The 14141-nt window shown below is 58.3% G+C and carries 16 protein-coding genes and 1 tRNA gene; 9 read left to right on the top strand and 8 right to left on the bottom strand.

What is annotated here, in order from left to right; all coding sequences use genetic code 11:
* Positions 1–3: 3 nt before the first annotated feature.
* Both urtB and urtA read right to left on the bottom strand, forming a co-directional pair.
* Entirely contained in the window at positions 4–1161 is a 1158-nt protein-coding gene (gene urtB / locus ACVWZ1_RS04095) for an urea ABC transporter permease subunit UrtB (RefSeq protein ID WP_457502596.1), read from the bottom strand.
* Between the two features lie 104 nt (positions 1162–1265).
* The gene (gene urtA, locus ACVWZ1_RS04090) at positions 1266–2540 is read right to left on the bottom strand and encodes an urea ABC transporter substrate-binding protein (RefSeq protein WP_457443472.1); all 1275 of its coding nucleotides are present in this window, start codon (positions 2538–2540) and stop codon (positions 1266–1268) included.
* 397 nt (positions 2541–2937) lie between these two features.
* Here urtA and ACVWZ1_RS04085 point away from each other — a divergent pair, with 397 nt between their 5' ends.
* Together ACVWZ1_RS04085 and ACVWZ1_RS04080 are read left to right on the top strand one after the other, a co-directional pair.
* Complete coding sequence (locus tag ACVWZ1_RS04085) at positions 2938–4866, top strand: S9 family peptidase (RefSeq protein WP_457502595.1); 1929 nt, start codon at positions 2938–2940, stop codon at positions 4864–4866.
* Between the two features lie 480 nt (positions 4867–5346).
* Positions 5347–6051 carry a Uma2 family endonuclease gene (locus ACVWZ1_RS04080; RefSeq protein ID WP_414342399.1) on the top strand — a complete coding sequence of 235 codons (705 nt, stop codon included), beginning with the start codon at positions 5347–5349 and terminating at the stop codon, positions 6049–6051.
* 43 nt (positions 6052–6094) lie between these two features.
* On the opposite strand, the gene ACVWZ1_RS04075 is transcribed toward ACVWZ1_RS04080, so the two are convergent.
* Positions 6095–6571, bottom strand: a complete 477-nt coding sequence (locus ACVWZ1_RS04075) for an urease accessory protein UreE (RefSeq protein ID WP_457502594.1) — start codon at positions 6569–6571, stop codon at positions 6095–6097.
* Entirely contained in the window at positions 6568–6906 is a 339-nt protein-coding gene (locus tag ACVWZ1_RS04070) for a hypothetical protein (RefSeq protein WP_011433606.1), read from the bottom strand. The genes ACVWZ1_RS04075 and ACVWZ1_RS04070 overlap by 4 nt, the downstream gene beginning before the upstream one ends.
* 42 nt (positions 6907–6948) lie before the next feature.
* On the opposite strand from ACVWZ1_RS04070, the gene ACVWZ1_RS04065 reads away from it, so the two are divergent.
* The 3 genes from ACVWZ1_RS04065 to ACVWZ1_RS04055 all read left to right on the top strand — a co-directional run bounded on the left by ACVWZ1_RS04065 (position 6949) and on the right by ACVWZ1_RS04055 (position 9072).
* On the top strand, positions 6949–7275 hold the full coding sequence (locus ACVWZ1_RS04065) for a phasin family protein (protein WP_011433607.1): 327 nt from the start codon (positions 6949–6951) through the stop codon (positions 7273–7275).
* 142 nt (positions 7276–7417) lie between these two features.
* Complete coding sequence (gene leuD, locus ACVWZ1_RS04060) at positions 7418–8020, top strand: 3-isopropylmalate dehydratase small subunit (RefSeq protein ID WP_457502593.1); 603 nt, start codon at positions 7418–7420, stop codon at positions 8018–8020.
* Entirely contained in the window at positions 8017–9072 is a 1056-nt protein-coding gene (locus ACVWZ1_RS04055) for an SAM-dependent methyltransferase (RefSeq protein ID WP_457502591.1), read from the top strand. Before leuD ends, ACVWZ1_RS04055 begins: the two co-directional genes overlap by 4 nt.
* Here ACVWZ1_RS04055 and ACVWZ1_RS04050 read toward each other — a convergent pair.
* Positions 9069–9263, bottom strand: a complete 195-nt coding sequence (locus tag ACVWZ1_RS04050; RefSeq protein WP_011433610.1) for a hypothetical protein — start codon at positions 9261–9263, stop codon at positions 9069–9071. The two genes, ACVWZ1_RS04055 and ACVWZ1_RS04050, sit on opposite strands and share 4 nt — an antisense overlap.
* A 139-nt stretch (positions 9264–9402) precedes the next feature.
* Here ACVWZ1_RS04050 and ACVWZ1_RS04045 point away from each other — a divergent pair, with 139 nt between their 5' ends.
* The 3 genes from ACVWZ1_RS04045 (at position 9403) to ACVWZ1_RS04035 (ending at position 10318) form a co-directional block, all read left to right on the top strand.
* The gene (locus ACVWZ1_RS04045; protein ID WP_011433611.1) at positions 9403–9642 is read left to right on the top strand and encodes a hypothetical protein; all 240 of its coding nucleotides are present in this window, start codon (positions 9403–9405) and stop codon (positions 9640–9642) included.
* Between the two features lie 90 nt (positions 9643–9732).
* A complete protein-coding gene (locus ACVWZ1_RS04040; protein WP_414346738.1) occupies positions 9733–10146 on the top strand; it encodes an NfeD family protein in 414 nt (137 codons plus the stop codon).
* 98 nt (positions 10147–10244) lie between these two features.
* Positions 10245–10318, top strand: a tRNA-Pro gene (locus tag ACVWZ1_RS04035).
* 169 nt (positions 10319–10487) lie between these two features.
* On the opposite strand, the gene ACVWZ1_RS04030 is transcribed toward ACVWZ1_RS04035, so the two are convergent.
* The 3 genes from ACVWZ1_RS04030 to ACVWZ1_RS04020 all read right to left on the bottom strand — a co-directional run bounded on the left by ACVWZ1_RS04030 (position 10488) and on the right by ACVWZ1_RS04020 (position 12815).
* On the bottom strand, positions 10488–10727 hold the full coding sequence (locus tag ACVWZ1_RS04030; protein ID WP_457502589.1) for a hypothetical protein: 240 nt from the start codon (positions 10725–10727) through the stop codon (positions 10488–10490).
* Between the two features lie 90 nt (positions 10728–10817).
* A complete protein-coding gene (locus tag ACVWZ1_RS04025) occupies positions 10818–12476 on the bottom strand; it encodes a TM0106 family RecB-like putative nuclease (protein ID WP_457502587.1) in 1659 nt (552 codons plus the stop codon).
* A 60-nt stretch (positions 12477–12536) separates the two neighbouring features.
* Positions 12537–12815: a hypothetical protein gene (locus ACVWZ1_RS04020; protein ID WP_457502586.1), complete on the bottom strand. Its 279-nt coding sequence runs from the start codon at positions 12813–12815 to the stop codon at positions 12537–12539.
* 464 nt (positions 12816–13279) lie between these two features.
* On the opposite strand from ACVWZ1_RS04020, the gene ACVWZ1_RS04015 reads away from it, so the two are divergent.
* Positions 13280–14116, top strand: a complete 837-nt coding sequence (locus tag ACVWZ1_RS04015) for an ABC transporter ATP-binding protein (RefSeq protein WP_187147284.1) — start codon at positions 13280–13282, stop codon at positions 14114–14116.
* Positions 14117–14141 lie beyond the last annotated feature (25 nt).

Genomic DNA, 14141 nt, shown 5'->3' with positions numbered 1-14141 from the left:
TCCCTAGGCATCTACCATACGACCTTTTTCGGGGAAAAGGCCCCGAGGTCGCACCTGCAAAAAGGCCACGATCAAAGCAAAGACCATCACCTTGGCCATGCTCGTGGTGGCAAAAAAGTTGAGGGTATCGGTCAGGATGGGCACGTTGGGAAAAATCAAAGCCAGCGTCCCTGAGCCGATGACAAAGTTGGCAATCCCGATCCCAAGCGCCGCCACAATACTGCCCAAAAGCTTACCGACACCCCCCACCACGACCACCATAAAGGTATCCACGATGTAGTTTTGGCCGGTGTTCGGCCCCACGGATCCCAGCAGGCTGACCGCTACGCCGGCCACTCCCGCCAGACCCGAGCCGACGGCAAAGGTAAGGGCATCCACCTTTTGCGTAGGGATCCCTACACAGGCACTCATGGCCCGATTCTGGGTAACCGCCCGGATGCGCAGCCCCCAGCGGGTGCGCTGCAAGAAGAAGTACAGCCCTAGGATGCAGAAGACAGTGAGGGCGATGATAAACAGGCGGGTATTGGGCAAAAACAGGCTGCCCACCGGGATCCCACCCCCCAGCCAACGAGGAGCGGTCACATCTTTGTTCTGGGCTCCAAACCAGGGTTGAGTGACTGCTAAAGCATAGGTTTGCGCCAGCACCCGCCCCCCCACCGCTGCAATTGCCGTGGAAAGCACCAGTAGCAGCGCCAGCGTCCACCCTTTGAGGCGCGGCCAATCCGTTCGCCTGGCCAAGAGCCACCAGCCGCCAAAAAAGAGCACCGCGAAGGCCCCCAAGCGGAAAGCCAGCACCCAATTGACGCTGCGCACAAACTGCTGCAGGATCAGGCTCACGCCCCAGGTGGCCAAAAGGGTCTCCAAGGGTCGGCCATACAAAAAGCGAATCACCCCCCGCTCCAGGGCTAGTCCCACCAGAGCCGTGACGGCAAAGGCAGCTACCAAAGCTGGAAAGATGTACAGATCCCGCCAGGGATCCCCCAGTGGCCGGAAAGCATTTTGCACGACGAAGGTGGTGTAGGCCCCCAACATCATCAGCTCCCCATGGGCCATGTTGATGACCCCCATGAGGCCGAAAACAATAGCCAAGCCCAGAGCGGCTATCAGCAAGACGGTGCCGATGCTAAGGCCGTTAAACAAGCTATCCAAGAGCAAGGTCATCGGCAGGGGATCCTCCTTCCAACTTGACCGGGGAAGCTTCTTAAGCGGCAGAGCGGGATCCCCGACCCTATCCAAACGGCAAGGGATCCCAGCCCTGGCCAGGACTAGCTGACTTTGTAGCGACCGCCCTTGGCCGGATCTGACCAATCGCAGGCAAAGCCCTTGGTCTCTGCCACAAACTGGTTCCAGGGCTGTGGTTCCACGGCATCCGTAGAAAAGATGACATCAAACAAGCCATCGGAGCGCACCTGGCCGATCCGCACATATTTGGTCAGGTGGTGGTTGGTGTTCATGGTTACCAAGCCTTCAGGGGCATCGAAGGTCTGGCCGTAGGCTGCCTGCCGCACGGCGTCGATCTCCACCGTTCCCGCTTTTTCTGCCGCCTGCTTCCAGATGTAAACCATGATGTAGGCGGCTTCCATCGGGTCGTTGGTGACGCGGTTTTGGCCGTATTCTGCCTTGAAAGCTTCCACAAACTTCTTGTTGGCAGGCGTATCCACCGTCATAAAGTAGTTCCAGGCGGCGAAGTGCCCTTCCAAGAATTCGGGGCCGATGGCCTGTACCTCTTCTTCGGCAATGCTGACGGACATGGAAGGATAGCGATCTGGCCCCAGCCCTGCCCCTTCCAGTTGTTTGAAAAAGGCCACGTTGCTGTCGCCGTTCAAGCTGTTGTAGATCACACCGCCATTGGGAAGAGCGGCCCGGATCTTGCTGATGATGGGGGTAACTTCTGTGCTGCCCAAAGGCAGATAGTCTTCACCCACCACCTTGCCCCCCAGGGCTTCCAACTGGGCCTTGATGATGGTGTTGGCCGTGCGGGGGAACACATAGTCGGATCCCACCAGGAAGAACTCTTTGCCCTTGTTCTTGAGCAGCCATTCCACCGAAGGCTCGATCTGCTGGTTGGGGGCAGCGCCGGTGTAGAAGATGTTTTTGGAGCACTCTTGTCCTTCGTACTGCACGGGATACCAGAGCAGGTGCTGCTTGGATTCAAACACCGGCAAAACCGCTTTGCGACTGGCCGAAGTCCAGCAGCCGAATACCGTTGCCACCTTGTCCACATCGATCAATTTGGTGGCTTTCTCGGCAAAGGTTGGCCAATCGGAAGCCCCATCCTCGATAATCGGCTCGATCTGCTTGCCCAAAACCCCACCGGCGGCATTGATCTCTTTGATGGCCAGCTTTTCCGCATCCACCACGCTGGTTTCCGAAATGGCCATGGTGCCGCTAAGGGAGTGCAAAATGCCAACGCGGATGGTCTCTCCCTGGGCGTAGGCGGGCACGGATCGCTTCACCCAGATCTGCGGCCCTAGGGCAGCCCCGGCTCCGGCCAGAGCGCCCATTTTCAGCACTTGACGACGATTAAAAGATAGAGCCATCGGTGATCTCCGAAACGAAGTGAGTGCAAAGGGTATTAAGAAGTCCAGTTGTTGCAGCAGCCCGGCCAACAGAGGGAAGCACTTAGCTCATCACCTCGCCCATGTGTTAAATTTGCCCAACTGCAGTCGGCTGAGGCTTTCACCGAATGCCTTCCCAACATCAACAGAGGAAAAGGCTAATCCTGCAGTCGAGAAAGCGTCGTGCGTCCCTGTTGCCTTAACGTGTTCCATCAAACCCATTCAGCCCGGAGAGAATTGTATCGCGGGATACCTTTTCCCAGAATCCGAGCTTGTTCTCGGCTCCCTTTCCCCACAGGCTGTAGGCAAAGGCAGGGATCCCTTGCTGCCGGCATAATAGGGGTTCTGGGGTCGAGAATTAGTTGAGAGTTAACAGCTTATGGTGCAACAGGCCGGCTATGGATCTTGGCGATCCCCGATTACCGCTGACCTGGTGGTGACGGGATCCCTGCGCTTGGGACAGATGGTTTGGGATCAGGGGGATCTCTACTGGACGGAGGGCCGCCCGCAAGAAAAAGGGCGCAATGTGTTGATGCGGCGCTCTGCCGACGGGATCCTGGTGGAGCTGACACCGGCACCTTTCAATGTGCGGACACGGGTGCATGAGTATGGGGGTGGAGCTTATTGGGTGTCGGCAGGGGTAGTGTATTTTTGCAACTTCGCTGACCAACGGCTCTACCGCCTGCTGCCGGGTTCGGATCCCCAGCCCCTGACAGAAGCAGGCCCCTATCGCTACGCCGACGGGGTGGTGGATCGGGCGCGTGGACGCATCCTCTGTGTGCGGGAGGATCACAGCCGCCAGGGAGAGCCGGAAAACAGCCTTGTCTCGATTGACTTAGCAAGTGGATCCCAGCAGATTTTGGCTTCTGGGCACGACTTCTACGCCAGCCCGCGCCTCAGTCCAGACGGCCAGACCTTGGTATGGCTGACCTGGGATCACCCCCAAATGCCCTGGGACGGCACAGAGCTGTGGCGGTCTGAGGTGAACCCTGACGGCAGCTTGGGAGAACCTCAAAAGCTAGCCGGTGGCCCTGCCGAGTCGATCTTCCAGCCCCAGTGGTCACCGCAAGGGGATCTCTACTTTGTTTCCGATTGCAGCGGCTGGTGGAACCTCTATCGCTGGGATCCCCAGGGCCCCATTCCCCTCTGCCCTATGGAAGCGGAGTTTGGAGAGCCGCAGTGGGTGTTTGGCCTGAGCACCTACGGCTTCTGTGGCGATGGGCGCATCCTGGCCTGTTATGAACAAGACGGGCTGTCTCATCTGGCTTATCTGGATCCCCATTCAGGACAGTTGGCAGGGATCCCCTTGCCCTACACCCAGATCAGCGGTTTGCAGGTGAGTGGGGAAAAAGCCGCTTTCCTGGCCGGATCCCCGACGGAAGCCACTGCCTTGGTCTGCCTAGACTTACCCTCCAGCCAAGTGGAGGTGGTGGCCCGTTCCAGCAGCGTGGCGGTGGATCCCGACTATCTGTCGATCCCAGAGCCCATTGTTTTTCCCACCGGTGGCGGCAAGGAAGTGGCCTACGCCTTCTTCTATCCCCCCAAAAACCGAGACTTTGTTGCCCCTGCTGGCGAAAAGCCACCCCTGCTGGTGAAAAGCCACGGCGGGCCCACCGGGGCGACGGCAGCCGTGCTCAACCTGGGGATCCAATACTGGACCAGTCGGGGGATTGCCGTTTTGGATGTGAACTACCGTGGCAGCAGCGGCTATGGGCGGGCCTATCGGGATGCCCTCAAAGGCCGGTGGGGCCTGGTGGATGTGGAAGATTGCATTGCCGGATCCCAATTTTTGGCAGAACAGGGCAAGGTGGATGGGGAACGGCTGCTCATTCAAGGGGGCAGCGCTGGCGGCTATACCACGTTGGCGGCCTTGACCTTCCACAGGGTCTTCCGGGCGGGTGCCAGCTACTACGGGGTGAGCGATCTAGAAGCCCTGGCCCAGGAGACCCACAAGTTCGAGTCTCGCTACTTGGACAGCCTCATTGGCCCCTACCCAGAGCGGCGGGATCTCTACCGGGAGCGTTCCCCCATTCATCACCTGGAGGGCCTCAATTGTCCGGTTATCTTCTTCCAAGGGTTGGAAGACGCCATCGTGCCCCCCAATCAGGCGGAGAGGATGGTGGCAGCGCTGCGGGCCAAAGGGATCCCAGTGGCCTATGTGCCCTTCGAGGGAGAGCAACATGGCTTTCGCCAGGCGGCCAACATCAAACGGGCCTTGGAGGCAGAGCTTTACTTTTATGCCCAGGTGCTGGGGTTTCCGCTGGCAGAACCTCTTGAGCCGGTTCGGATCGAGAACTTGGACACCTGATGATGACTGCTCAATGGGTCGAATAGAAAGGGATCCCGTCCCATCTATGGCCCATTGTTGCTCCACAACGCTGTCGCGACAGAGCAGCCCCTCTATGATGGACTTACCAGCCAACCCGGATGGAGCATGACTCTAGTCAATAATAAGCTCAACTATACTGAAAATAATGTATAATATGTTCAGTACGGATTACTACCAGTTGATCTTTCTGTTTACTTTCGAGTCTGCCAACATGGTAGCCAAAGCAAAGCAGAAAATTGGTAGTAAGACGACACGGAAACTGCGCTTTGGGTATTCTACTCAAAGCTTTGCGGGATACCGCCATTCTGTTTGGACTCCGTCCCGCTAACGCGAATGGAAACAAACAGAATGCTATCGCTGCATAGTTGAACAGTGATGTTCAGCAGTGTTCAGCGTAAATGTATCAGTCATCGATATTGCTCCGCAACACTGTCGCGACTGCTGGTAAGAGAGCTGGTCATGAGCGTCAGTAGCCCTTCCTTCCGTGAACTGCCCATCTTAGAAAGCGGCGATCGTCTCACCCGCGATGAGTTTGAACGGCGCTATCAAGCCATGCCTCAGCTCAAAAAAGCCGAGCTGATTGAGGGAATTGTTTACGTGGCATCTCCCCTCAGATATCGCCGACATGGCAGACCACACAGCCACATCATGGCCTGGCTGGGAGTTTATGAAGCAGCAACGCCGGGGGTTGAGTCGGCGGGCAATCCAACCGTTCGCCTGGACTTGGACAATGAGCCGCAGCCAGATGCCATATTGCGGATGCACGAATCTTGTGGGGGACAGTCCCGCATTAGCGAGGATGACTACATTGAGGGTGCACCGGAGCTGATTGTGGAGATTGCCGCCAGCACAGCTTCCTACGACCTGCATGATAAGCTGCGGGCCTACCGGCGCAACGGCGTGCGGGAATATCTGGTCTGGCTAACCCAAGAGCAAGCCTTTCGCTGGTATGTCTTCCAGAATGGAGAGTACGTGCTGCAACAGCCCAATGAGTCGGGCGTCTTGTACAGTCGAGTGTTTCCGGGGTTGTGGTTAGCCGTGGACGCGCTGCTGACGGGCAACATGCAGCAGGTGTTGGGTGTGCTGCAAAGGGGAATTGAGTCGGAGGAACACCGAGAGTTTGCAGCGCGGTTGGTAACCAGAGGAGCAGAGGGTGGGGCCTAGGCCATAGGTCTGAGGGACGGGTTTGTGCTCAGAAAGGCCCAGGTTAATGGCTGTGGGCCAACAGGTTGGGCTCGAAGACAGCTATCTCCAACCGAAACGGGATCCCCATGTGGGCCAGCCAGTCCTGCAGGGGATCATCGGCCAGCGCCAGGATCTGCCCTTGGGGGGAAACGTGGGCCGGGCGGTGCCAGTTGCCCAGTTGATGAATCACTTGGCCCATCTGGATGGGGTTTTCAGGTTGAATCAAGAGCACCGGTTCGGGTTGGGCTCTGACCCGAATGTGTCGCTGCGCATCCGCATAGAGCAGATCCCCATCGTGAAGATGGGTGCCGCGGGGCAGCATCAGCTGGATCTCGGTGCCCCAGTCGCTCACCAGCCGTTGCCGGGATCGCTGGCGGTCGTGCCAAGTGAGGGCAACCACTTCCAAGTGGCCGGGGATCCCCTCTGGCGGCTTGTCCAGCAGTTGCGTCACCGTAATGGCCGCGGGCTCCTCCCCCGCAGCATGGGCATCTTCGCTCATGTTAGGGACTCCAGATACTGGCTGAGGTCTTCTTGAAGGCGAGAGAACTCCACTTCGGTGGAAAGGCGCAGCACCTTGGTTTTCAGAGTCACCAGCACCTTGGCTGCGTGGGGGCCAGCCCAGATGTTGGGGTTGCAGAACATCTCCAAGCTGAAATCTTCAGTAGGGTAACGAAACTCAACCGGCTCCTGAGGCTGCTGTCGGGAACGGATCTTGAGTCGCTCCAAGAGGATTTGCAGAGCCTTGTGCCATTGTTGTGCCGCCTCAGGCGAAAGGGAGAAACTGGCCGAGCCGGTTGCGAAGTTGAGGGCAAACTGAGGAAAATGGGTAGTCATGGAGGCCCGTACCGTTCGCGAAGCGTCCTTTGGAGGGCAGCATTGGACAACAACAGTATCTTACGTCAGCTCTTGCTAATGGGCGTGGGCACAACCACTCTGCTGGCAGAACAGTTGAGAAAGGCTGCCGACGACTTGGTGCAGAAGGGGCAGCTCAACCCAGAAGAGGCATCCAATGTCATCAACAACCTGCTCAACCAGGTGAAGGCCGAGCAGAGTAACTTTGAATCCTACGTTCAGCGGCAGGTGCGCAACGTCCTGCAGGATCTGGGCGTGCCCCGCCAATCGGAAATGGACGAGCTGCGGGGGCGGCTGGATCGGCTGGAGCGGCAGGTGCGCAATTTGGAAAATCAGGTTTACCGCCGGTAGCCGAGCTGAGCCTTCCCCTTTTGTCGTTGAGGCTGGCCCATCTGCAGCCGGGCAGGGTTTTGCCGAGCATTCCAGTCCCCTGAAGCCGATCTCCAGATAGATCAAGTCCAAAGATCGAGTTCAGAAGTTCATCGAAGTTCCCATGCCAAGCGAAGTTTTGACCGTCACAGGCCGAGGGATCCCCCTGCTGGGCAACGACATCGACACCGACCGAATTATTCCGGCCCGCTTTTTGAAGTGCGTCACCTTCGACGGCTTGGGCCAGCACGTGTTTGCCGACGACCGCGCCCAGGATCCCGGCCAGCACCCCTTCGATCAACCCCAGCACCAGGGAGCCCAGATCCTCTTGGTCAATGCCAATTTTGGCTGTGGCTCCAGTCGGGAGCATGCCCCCCAAGCGCTGGCCAAATGGGGGATCCGCGCCCTCATTGGCGAAAGCTTTGCCGAGATCTTCTTCGGCAACTGCTTGGCTCTAGGGATCCCTTGTGTTACGGCACCCCCGGCTGTGATTCAAGCCCTGCAGAAGGCGGTGGCGGAAAATCCCCAGCTCCAGTTGACGCTGGATCTGCCCAACAAACAGGTGCGCTGGGAGGCAAATACCGCTGCTGTGGAGATCCCCCAGGGAGCCTGGCAAATGCTGGTGCAGGGCACCTGGGACGCCACAGGACAACTGCTGGCCGCCCAAGCCCAGATTCAGCAAGTAGCCGCTTCTTTACCCTACGTGCGTTGGCAGCGAGCCCGTTGAGCAATCCTCTCCCCCCTGATACCCATACATGGCTGGGCAGTGCTGACCCAGATTTTCTGGATTTGGCGATCCGGGAGATAGAAGCTGCGGATCCAGAGGCTGCCGTGCAGCGGCTAAAGGAAGCACCTGGCTTGGTGTGGGTATGCAGCCAACGCTCATTTGCCGACCTGGCTGGGGCTTGGCAAGCTGACCCGCCCATTTTTTTGCGCCACATCTGCCCCATTCACCAAGAACGGCGGCTATCTGGGGGATCCCCAGTTGAATTGCGCCTTGATGGGGAAATGTTGGCAGCCATTGACCCCGCCCTCAGCTTTTCGGTTCAGACGCGCCTGTTTGGAGAGCCGGCTCTCAAGCCCTTCCAGGTCAATGAAACCCTGGCCGAACAGGTGATGGCAGCGGTGGGATCCCCCCTGGAGGTCAAAGACCCACAGCAGGTGATCTCGGTGGTGATCCTGGCTCAACCGATGGGCATTCGCGCTTGGCTGGGCCTATCCTTGGCTGCCCAGAACCTCTCCAACTGGGCCGGTGGGATCCATCGCTTTCGGCGGGATCCAGAGCAAATCAGCCGCTCCGAGTTTAAGCTGCTGGAGGCCATCCAGGTGTTTCAGATTCCCTTGGTGCCGGGGGGACAGGCTCTGGATCTGGGGGCAGCGCCGGGGGGATGGTCGCGCATTTTGCGTCTATATGGCCAGCAGGTCACGGCAGTGGATCCGGGGGACTTGCACGAGCGCCTCAGCCAAGATCCGGGGATCTGCCACCATCGCCTCAGCGCCCAAGCCTACTTGGCCCGTGGCCCAGGCCGGTTTCACCTGATCCTCAACGACATGCGCATGGATGGCCCGGCTTCCGCCCACCTGATGGTGGCTTTTGCTCCCCATCTGGAGCCACAGGGGAGAGCTGTGATGACCCTGAAGTTACCTCGCCAACACCGCCTGCGGGTGCTGCGGCAAAGTCTGGAGATTTTGGGTAGTGCCTTCCCCCTGGTGAGAGCCCGCCACCTGTTTCACAACCGCAGCGAAGTCACCCTCTACTTGGGGATCCCTGCCCCTTAATCTGCCGTTTCCACCACCTGAATCTCCCGACGGAGCACCATTTCGCGAATGGACTCCAGCAAGCCTATCTCTTCGGGGGAGATTTTGCCGTCCGACCGGATGGCGTTGACGATTTGATCCACCTCTGTGCGGGTGAGCTTTTTGTCTTCCAGCGCTCGATCCACCAGCGCTTGCAATTGCGAAAACTCCATAAGGCTCCTCTTGCTTGAACAGGTCTTGTCGCCTCATCTCCTCATCCAAGCTACCCGCCCTGACCCAAATCTCCTGCAAGCGCAAGATTCTCTTCAGGTATCCTAAAGAAAACGTGAAACCCACCGAGAGGAAGACATCATGGCTGGCCCGGATCCCAGGAGCACTGCGCACGATTGCGCCACCCTCTGTCGAGATGGCTGTGTCTTGGGAGAGGACTGCCCCCACCGAGAGGCAGCTCGCCAAGCCGTGGCCTTTGTCATGAGCACCGACTGGGAGACCTTGATGCGGATCGCCGAATCCAAGAACCTACCCAAAAGCTCCCCTCAGGAAGAGATGGATCCCCTGCAGTTTTTGGAGAATTACCGCTTGGGCGGGTAAGCCCCAACCAGTCTCCCTAAGGACAAGGGATCCCTGCTGAGGATCCAGGGGTTTTGAGCCATACTGAGTTAGGTGGGATCCCTGGATTCTATGGTTTGGCCTTGGATCATCATCGGGTTAGTCCTAATTTCTGCCGAATTGTTTTTGCCAGAATTGGTTGCCGGCTCGGTGGGGCTGGCGGCGCTCTTGGCGGGGCTTTTGGCTTATTTGGGGCTGCCGATCTGGGTACAATTTGCCAGCTGGATTGGGGCATCGGTGGTGTTGATTATCCTCAGCCGCCGTCTGGTGCCCCATGGATCGGTTCAGGTAGAGGAATCTCGCGAGGCGCGGGCAATCACCCCCATTCCCCCAGGCGAACGGGGGCGGGTTTCTTATCTGGGTTCCACCTGGAACGCCAAGTGCAGCATTCCCAACCTGGAAATCCAAGCCGGGCAGGAGCTCTACGTGGTGGAGCGACAGGGGAATACCCTCATTGTCATGCCGGCCAAGATGCTCAAGTCCTGACCTGGACAAATGTTTGTTTCCCTTGTTGCCTTGAGCGAGGGATCCCTGCTTGGGTGTGCATCGGAGGCGGGGATCTGGCATAATCACAAAAGTTAAGCCGGGATGTAGCGCAGCTTGGTAGCGCATCTGCTTTGGGAGCAGAGGGCCGCAGGTTCAAATCCTGTCATCCCGATCCTGACTGCGACGGGAATTGAGCCGTTTACGCTATTGACCGAGAGTTTCCCACCTATCCAGAGCCCCGCAGCCAAAACCCGCATCTATCGGCAGGGGTGCAGTCTTTGTCTTGAAGGCGCAAGAAGCAAACTCTTCGATTCTTCGATGCCATGAAAGAAATGGGCGGATCAGGCAGCCAAGCGGGATCCCTCGTAGCCAGGCTGAGGGAAAAAAGAAGCAAGCACAAAAAAGGCAGGGTTGACTTGCCCCTGCCGAGAAGATCGAGAGCTGAGAGCCTGCTCTCCTTGTCGCAATCGTTGCATCAAGGCGCGGTTCCGTTTGTCCAGTTGGCGCTTGCGTGCCGATCCCCCACGACCGCGACGGTTTCTGCCCTGCTGGCGAGGAGATTCATGAGATTTCAACAGCATGGGATTCCCCTGATAAACTAAACAGTCCTGCCTGATTCTAAACGAAACCTCAGCAACTGGCCACAAGACTGGCGGCGCAAGCTGCGGCATTCATGGCTGGGGACAGACCACCTTCGTCAACTCATTCGGATGGAGAACTCCACTTTGGGACAACCAGTCTTTTAGCCGATGGGTAGCTCGACAATCATCCTCGTTGTAGATGAGCGAGTGCTCCAAATATCTGCGCTCCCGAGTTTCCAGCCATTGGCTATACCAATAAATGGACTGGGCGCCATTGGCATCAGGCAGACGCCACTGAAACCCCAACCAGCGGGCGATGTTTTTCAGGGAATAGCTCTCGATCGGCAGCACCACCGAGCGTTGCACCCAGGCCTGTAAATCCACAAAGCGCTGCAACAACTGCCTCAGCTGTCGGGGATCCGTGCGGTACTGCTCCCCCAGCCGTCGGCAGGTCTGCACCTCAAAGCCGTGAAAGTGATAGATGGGAGCGTCGGGATAGCGTTGTGCCAGTTGCAAGAATTGCTCCCAAGCTTGCCTTTCTTCCCGCGGCTCGGCGGCCAGGCAACTGTGATAGCTCGCAACCTTTTTCCCCTCGGCTTGCTCCACCACCAGCAGGCCCAGCAGATAGGCGACGTTGTGGCGGGGATCCGCCTCGATATCGAAGTACAGCTCTACGGGTGTGGTGGGCAGGGTTTCCGGGGGGGATTGAATCCAGAGAGGCTGCCGGCTGAGGGTGGCACGGGCTTGCAGCTGCAGTTGCAGGGCCACGCCGGATCCCAACTTGGGAATGGCTTGCAACCTATCCAACTGAGCGTTGGCCAGGGCTTCAATCGAGTGGATCCCCGCCTCTTGCAAAAGGGGATAGCGGGATCCCGTTACGCCCGGCAGCAGGCTGAGGGGTTGAGCGGCGGCGTTCAACTGGCGACAATGCTCCCGCCAGTGGCAAAGATGGCAGCGGCTGCGGGCCATGAACACCTGGGGCGGTTCCGGCTGGTTGAGGGAGTGCAGGTACTCCTGCAGCAATTGCCGCACCTGTGCTCGTCGGCGGCTCAGGTGGACGGGGTGCCACTTCCCATCTTTCAGGATCAAAATGCCCCGCTTGGGAACGTTTCCCTGCAGGGATCCGAGCAACTCTGCCTGCAAAGCCAGCAACAATTCGTATTCCGGTTTGGGGCGTTTGCCGATACGAATATGAACCGGCAGGTAAGAGGATCGGGCGGCGTGGCGACTTCTGCCAACGAGAGCGGGATCCCGAATCAGCAGATCCAGGGAGCTGCTCACCCAAACTGAACGTCTCTCTGGAACAGCTTCAGGCGGCAACGCAAGAGCGGGCACCATCTCGTAGTCTTCTGGGGCAGGGATGGGATCCCTTGGAGAGGAGGAGTGAGGGACAGGTTCAGAAGCAAGCTGCAACAGCTCTGCCTCAGCAGTACAGTTGAGATCTTCCTGCGGTTGCCAAAACAGCTCTGCGGCAATCCGTCCGCCGTAGATCCGCTCCGCCCCGTCGGCCATGGCTGCCAAGAGAGCTTCATTGCCCGGCGCAACCCGTTCTCCGGGGAATCGCTCAAACACAGCGGCTGCCAGGGCTTGGCGATCCCGCCGCCATTGCTCCAGCAGGTTGTCCGGCGGCAGCTTGGCCTCTTGAGGGCCAAAGCGATCCAGGTAAGGCAAGCGTCGGCAACGAAAGAAAGCAAGCAGCTCCTCAGCCTCAACAGAACCCTGTCCTGCTGCTGCAACCTGGCACTCCAACGGTGGACAACCTCAGCTCTGCTGCCATTGTGGCACGCCCCCAGGTTGCTCTCTGATCCTTCAAGACTTGGGATCCTGAGCGGGCAGGAGATGGGCGATGATCCGCTCAATCGTCTCAGATTGGCGACGAGCTGTATCGGCTTGCTGTTGACATATCGTCTTTAACTCTCCCAGCCAGGTGTTGTGCTCCTGGGATATCAGCACCTGTTGTTGAACAATGGCTTTCAGATGGGTCAGGTCATCCTTGACGAAGCTGACGGTCTCGGCCAGGGTCAACACAGCCCCAACCAGGCGATCCAGCCGGAACTCAATTTGGTCGAATCGGTCTTTGCTCTGCATTTTGCTTAGATTTGTCGGTAGAAGCTATCGGCCAATGCTAAAGGGGAGTCGCTTCGCCCAGGGAAGGCCCCCCGCCGAACAGCTAGCCCCCTCAAGCTTGTGTCTTTATTGTTACCCATACGTACAGATACGTACAGATATGCCATGAGCTATCCAGCCCAATTTCCCCTTCCAGAGTCTGTACAGGTGTTGTCTTGGGAGTGCGGTTCACCCTTCAGACGCAATGTGTACTATTTTGCAAGATCCAGAGAAAAACCACAGGGAACGAGATCACAGCCACGGAAGACTTGAAGGGATAGCATAAACTACTGCCAAGGGCAGGGATCCCTGATAAGACCTGCAGCTTGCTGACACGGCTGGCGTATGCTGGAGAATAAAGGTTTCTTTACACTTTACCGGAGCGGACTGTGACAGCTCTTTCGACGGCCCCAACCTTGTCCCAAACCAAGACGGCGGCGGTGGAAATGCAGGGGGTGTGGAAACGCTTTGGGCAGCAGGTTGCCGTTCAAGATTTGAGCCTGCAGATCCCCCAGGGGGAAGTGTTTGCCCTGTTGGGGCCCAACGGCGCCGGCAAATCCACCACCATCCGCATGCTTACTAGCCTTACCCGACCCAGCCAGGGATCCATCCGGGTGGGGGGGTATGACGTGGTGCGGGATCCGGTGGCGGTGCGGCAGCAAATTGGCGTAGTTCTGCAGCCTATCACCCTAGAGGCAGAGCTGACCGTTTGGGAAAACCTGGAGTTCCACGGGCGTATGCACCACATCCCCAACCCAGAGCGGCAACGGCGCATCGATGAATGGCTGGAGTATGTGCGGCTGGCGGATCGCCGGCAAGACAAAGTGAAAACCCTCTCAGGGGGAATGAAACGACGCTTGCAGGTGGCCAGGGCGTTACTGCATCGCCCCCAGATTTTGTTTTTGGACGAGCCCACCGTCGGGTTGGATCCCCAGGCGCGGCGGCTGTTGTGGGAGATCTTGCGGGATCTCAATCGGCAGGGCATGACCTTGCTGATTACCACCCACTACATGGAGGAGGCAGAAGAGCTGTGCGACCGCATCGGCATCATGGATGGGGGAAGGTTAATCGAGTTGGGCAGCACCGAGCAACTGCGGGCCAAGTATGGAGAGGCCCTGCTGGTGCGATCCTGTCCTGGCCGGGAGGTGGAGTACACCTTTTTCCCCAGCTTGGCGGAAGCTCAGCGGCAGTTGGAAGCTGAACCTGACAAAACCGGCCTCATGGTGCGCCCGGCCAACTTAGAAGACATTTTTGTGCGTTTGACAGGCCGCCGCTTGGATTAACGGGCCCTCACCCCTGGCCCCTCTC

It is taken from the genome of Thermostichus sp. MS-CIW-25, from assembly GCF_054060015.1.
The sequence above is the reverse complement of the archived record's forward strand: the minus strand, read 5'-3'. Positions and strand labels throughout refer to the sequence as shown.

Excerpts from the sequence above, each read along its gene's own strand:
- urtB (WP_457502596.1), bottom strand. The coding sequence starts at position 1,161 with ATGACCTTGCTCTTGGATAGCTTGTTTAACGGCCTTAGCATCGGCACC.
- urtA (WP_457443472.1), bottom strand. The coding sequence starts at position 2,540 with ATGGCTCTATCTTTTAATCGTCGTCAAGTGCTGAAAATGGGCGCTCTG.
- ACVWZ1_RS04085 (WP_457502595.1), top strand. The coding sequence starts at position 2,938 with ATGGTGCAACAGGCCGGCTATGGATCTTGGCGATCCCCGATTACCGCT.
- ACVWZ1_RS04080 (WP_414342399.1), top strand. The coding sequence starts at position 5,347 with ATGAGCGTCAGTAGCCCTTCCTTCCGTGAACTGCCCATCTTAGAAAGC.
- ACVWZ1_RS04075 (WP_457502594.1), bottom strand. The coding sequence starts at position 6,571 with ATGAGCGAAGATGCCCATGCTGCGGGGGAGGAGCCCGCGGCCATTACG.
- ACVWZ1_RS04070 (WP_011433606.1), bottom strand. The coding sequence starts at position 6,906 with ATGACTACCCATTTTCCTCAGTTTGCCCTCAACTTCGCAACCGGCTCG.
- leuD (WP_457502593.1), top strand. The coding sequence starts at position 7,418 with ATGCCAAGCGAAGTTTTGACCGTCACAGGCCGAGGGATCCCCCTGCTG.
- ACVWZ1_RS04050 (WP_011433610.1), bottom strand. The coding sequence starts at position 9,263 with ATGGAGTTTTCGCAATTGCAAGCGCTGGTGGATCGAGCGCTGGAAGAC.
- ACVWZ1_RS04045 (WP_011433611.1), top strand. The coding sequence starts at position 9,403 with ATGGCTGGCCCGGATCCCAGGAGCACTGCGCACGATTGCGCCACCCTC.
- ACVWZ1_RS04040 (WP_414346738.1), top strand. The coding sequence starts at position 9,733 with ATGGTTTGGCCTTGGATCATCATCGGGTTAGTCCTAATTTCTGCCGAA.
- ACVWZ1_RS04030 (WP_457502589.1), bottom strand. The coding sequence starts at position 10,727 with ATGCTGTTGAAATCTCATGAATCTCCTCGCCAGCAGGGCAGAAACCGT.
- ACVWZ1_RS04020 (WP_457502586.1), bottom strand. The coding sequence starts at position 12,815 with ATGCAGAGCAAAGACCGATTCGACCAAATTGAGTTCCGGCTGGATCGC.
- ACVWZ1_RS04015 (WP_187147284.1), top strand. The coding sequence starts at position 13,280 with ATGCAGGGGGTGTGGAAACGCTTTGGGCAGCAGGTTGCCGTTCAAGAT.